This is a genomic window from Neoroseomonas rubea (assembly GCF_016106015.1).
Taxonomy (GTDB): domain Bacteria; phylum Pseudomonadota; class Alphaproteobacteria; order Acetobacterales; family Acetobacteraceae; genus Neoroseomonas; species Neoroseomonas rubea.
This window is the reverse complement of sequence record NZ_JACADQ010000401.1, coordinates 1-3,530: the sequence shown is the minus strand read 5'-3', so window position 1 is coordinate 3,530 and position 3,530 is coordinate 1. Positions and strand designations below refer to the sequence as shown.

At 71.6% G+C, this 3,530-nt stretch carries 5 protein-coding genes and 1 pseudogene; 4 read left to right on the top strand and 2 right to left on the bottom strand.

The window, feature by feature from the left end; translation table 11 throughout:
• Both HW577_RS22650 and HW577_RS22645 read right to left on the bottom strand, forming a co-directional pair.
• Positions 1-422: Hpt domain-containing protein (locus HW577_RS22650; protein WP_198378375.1), on the bottom strand; the 422-nt coding region annotated here is incomplete at its 3' end.
• A gap of 85 nt (positions 423-507) precedes the next feature.
• The gene (locus tag HW577_RS22645; RefSeq protein ID WP_198378374.1) at positions 508-1,113 is read right to left on the bottom strand and encodes a histidine phosphotransferase family protein; all 606 of its coding nucleotides are present in this window, start codon (positions 1,111-1,113) and stop codon (positions 508-510) included.
• A gap of 118 nt (positions 1,114-1,231) precedes the next feature.
• Here HW577_RS22645 and HW577_RS26710 point away from each other — a divergent pair, with 118 nt between their 5' ends.
• From HW577_RS26710 to HW577_RS22625, 4 genes and pseudogenes are all read left to right on the top strand, one after another.
• Entirely contained in the window at positions 1,232-1,387 is a 156-nt protein-coding gene (locus tag HW577_RS26710) for a DUF3553 domain-containing protein (protein ID WP_232475171.1), read from the top strand.
• Entirely contained in the window at positions 1,384-2,139 is a 756-nt protein-coding gene (locus tag HW577_RS22635) for a sulfite exporter TauE/SafE family protein (RefSeq protein ID WP_332837789.1), read from the top strand. Before HW577_RS26710 ends, HW577_RS22635 begins: the two co-directional genes overlap by 4 nt.
• 40 nt (positions 2,140-2,179) lie before the next feature.
• A complete protein-coding gene (gene moaA / locus HW577_RS22630) occupies positions 2,180-3,202 on the top strand; it encodes a GTP 3',8-cyclase MoaA (RefSeq protein ID WP_232475169.1) in 1,023 nt (340 codons plus the stop codon).
• Positions 3,195-3,530 (top strand): annotated as a pseudogene (locus HW577_RS22625) (hypothetical protein); the annotation flags it as partial. The gene moaA and the pseudogene HW577_RS22625, both read left to right, overlap by 8 nt.

The window sequence follows — 3,530 nt, the reverse complement described above, 5'->3', positions numbered from 1 at the left end:
ACCGCTCTTCCGATCTCCGGCGGCGCGGCGGCGGGCGCCACCTCGCGGCCTTCATAGGCGGCATCGAGCGCCTCGATCAGCGCGGCGTCGTCGCCCGGAGGCTCGGCGCCCGTCGCCTCGAGGCTGGCAACAATCGCCTTGATCCGGTCCAGCGCGGAGAGGATGAGCGTGATGCCTTCGGCCGTGACCGCGAGCGTGCCGTCGCGGTAGCGGCCGAGCACGTTCTCGCCGGCATGCGCCACGGCTTCGAGGCGCGAAAGGCCGAGGAAGCCGCAGGTGCCCTTGATGGTGTGCACGAGCCGGAAGACTTCCGAGAGCGTCGGCTGGTCGTCGGGCGAGCGCTCCAGACGCACGAGGGCCGAATCGAGCGCCTCGAGTCCCTCATGCGTCTCGGTCAGGAAGTCTGCCAGAAGGTCGTCCATGACATCCCCACTCATTTGGTGGGCGGAGCATGGACGGCCCGGGCCGAATATTTCGTAAAGGCGCGGATCGGCAGTCCGCGCGGCGTCAGCGCGACGCGGAGAGCAGCAGCGGACCCGCGCCCTCGTTGGGCGGCACGGCGAGGGCGAGCCTGAGCCCCGCCGCGCCCGCCAGCGCCGCCAGCCAGACGACGAGGACATCGCGCCCGGACGGGTCCTCGGGCAGCGCCCCGCCGGTGATCGCCCGCAGCAGCGCGGCCGGCCAGGCGGCCCGCGGGCCTTCCGGCCAGATCGCCCATTCCCGGCCCGGCTCGCCGGCCAGGCGCACATGGCCACCGCGCGGCAGCGCCTCCCCGCCGAGCAGCATGGCCGAGAGCAGCACGGGGACCATCTCCTCCTCGATGCGCGTCGCGGGGTCGAGCGTGCCGGCATCGGCCTGCGCGCGCCCGCCGGACAATTGCCCGCCGAGCAGGCCGAGCAGCGCATCGAGCGTCATGTCGCCCTGCCCGCCGAGCAGCGCGCGCCAGAGCGTCAGGCGCCGGCGCAGCACGTCGGACGCGTCGTTGGCGAGCGTCGCCGCCTCCGACCCGACCGAATCGAGCATTTCGAGCGCATTGCCGATCGTGCCGGCGACGCCGCCGATGTCGTGGCAGAGGCGCAATCCAACGAGGCGCACGAGGCGCAGGTCCGGCATGGAGGTTTCTTGGGGCATCGCCCGGGGCATCCCTTGCATCATCGCGCCGGACGGTATCCTCTCGTCTCCTGACAGGACCTTACCGCCCCATCCCGTGACCGAAATCATCGAACCCGGCATGCGCGTCCGGCACCCCGCGCAGCCCGACTGGGGCACCGGGCAGGTCCAGTCGGTCGTCGGCGACCGGATCACCGTCAATTTCGAGCATGCCGGCAAGGTGCTGATCAATGCCGCCGTCGTGGCGCTCGAGATCGAGGACGGGCCGGCACGGTGACGGCCCTGATCGACGCGGCGTGGCCGGTGCTCGCCGACTGGCGGCTGGCGGGCGCCATTGTGGCCACCATCGTGGCCGGGGTGATGCGGGGTTATTCCGGCTTCGGCACGGCCGTGATCCTCGCCCCGGTCTATTCCCTGCTGTGGGGGCCGCGGGCCGGCGTGCCGATCATGCTGCTGATGGAACTGCTCGTTTCCGTCCAGTTGCTGCCCGGGGCGCTCAAGGACGCCGACCGCCGGGTCGTGCTGCCGCTGGGCGGTGCGGCGGCGCTCGCGACGCCGCTCGGCGCCTGGATCCTGTTCACCGCGGATGGCGAATCGCTGCGCCGCTTCATCGGCGGCTTCGTTCTGGTGTTCGGCCTGCTGCTGATGTCGGGCTGGCGTTACCGCGGGTCCCGCCCGCTGCCGCTCAACCTCTTCGTCGGCACGCTGGCCGGGCTGCTCAAGGGCTCGACCGGCATGAGCGGGCCGCCCGTCATCCTCTATCTCCTCGCGGGGCTCGAGGAAGCGAAGCGCCACCGGGCCAACCTCATCCTGTTCTTCGCGACCATCGCCGTCGTCTCGGTCGTCCCGCCCTTGCTCGGCGGGCTGATCGACCTGCCGGTGCTGCTGCGGCTGGCCGTCCTGCTGCCGATCATGGCGATCTCGGTGCCGATCGGGGCGCGGCTGTTCCACGTAATCCCGGACCGGCTCTACCGCCCCTTCGCCATGGCGGTGCTGCTCGGCGCCGGCGGGCTCGCCCTGTTTGGATAGGGGCTTGCGGGGTGGGGCCCATCGGCCCCAAATCCCGCCCATGCAGGCACTTGACCCCTCCCCGGCCGGGCTGGTCGACCCCTTCGGCCGCGCCGTCTCCTATCTCCGGGTCTCGGTGACAGACCGCTGCGACCTCCGCTGCGTGTACTGCATGGCGGAGGACATGACATTCCTGCCGAAGCGGGAGATCCTGACGCTCGAGGAACTGGACCGGCTCTGCGGCGCCTTCGTCGCGCTCGGCACGGACAAGATCCGCCTGACGGGGGGCGAGCCGCTGGTGCGCAAGGGCGTGATGACGCTGGTGCGCAGCCTCGGCGCGCGGATCGGCGCGGGCGGCCTGCGCGAACTGACGCTGACCACCAACGGCACGCAGCTCGCAAAGATGTCCGAGGACTTGGTCGCCGCCGGGGTGCGGCGGATCAACGTCTCGCTCGACACGCTCGACCCCGCGACCTTCGCCGCGGTGACGCGCTGGGGGAAGATCGAGCAGACGCTGGACGGCATCTTCGCCGCCAAGGCGGCCGGGCTCGCCATCAAGATCAACGCCGTGGCGCTGAAGGGCGTGAACGAGGACGCCTTCGACGGCATGGTCGCCTGGTGCGGGGAACACGGCTTCGACCTCTGCCTGATCGAGACCATGCCGCTCGGCGACATCGGCGGCGACCGCACGGACCAGTACCTGCCGCTTTCCCTCGTCCGCTCCCGCCTGCGGCAATCCTGGACGCTGGAGGACAGCGACTACCGCACCGGCGGCCCCGCCCGCTACGTGACGGTGAAGGAAACCGGCCGGCGCATCGGCTTCATCACGCCGATGACCCACAACTTCTGCGAGAGCTGCAACCGCGTGCGGCTGACCTGCACCGGCACGCTGTACATGTGCCTCGGCCAGGACGATGCCGCCGAATTCCGCGACCTGCTGCGCGACCCCTCGGTGAACGAGGAGGCGCTGGCGCAGGCGATCCGCGACGCCATCGCGCGCAAGCCGAAGGGGCATGACTTCGTGATCGACCGCCGTCGCAACCGCCCGGCCGTGGCCCGCCACATGAGCATGACAGGTGGCTGAGACCCTCCAGGCGCTGACCGCGCGCCTGACCATCCCCGGCCTGCCCGAATGGGTGGGGCTGGTGCTTCTGGTCGCGATCGGTGTGTCGCTGCTCGCCTTCCTGGCCATGCCCTATGCCGTCTTCGGCGTGAAGTCGCGGCTGGAGGCGGTGGAGGCGGAACTCGCCGACCTGCGCAGCGAGATCCGCGCCCTCGTCCGCCAGCCGCCGCCCGCGCGCCCGCTGGTCGAGGAGGACTGGGTCGCCCCGCCTGCCCGCACGCCAGGGCGCGCCGCATCGACGGAACCGCGGCTTGGCGTGCCGGTGCCGCCGCCGCCGGCGCGCGCCGAA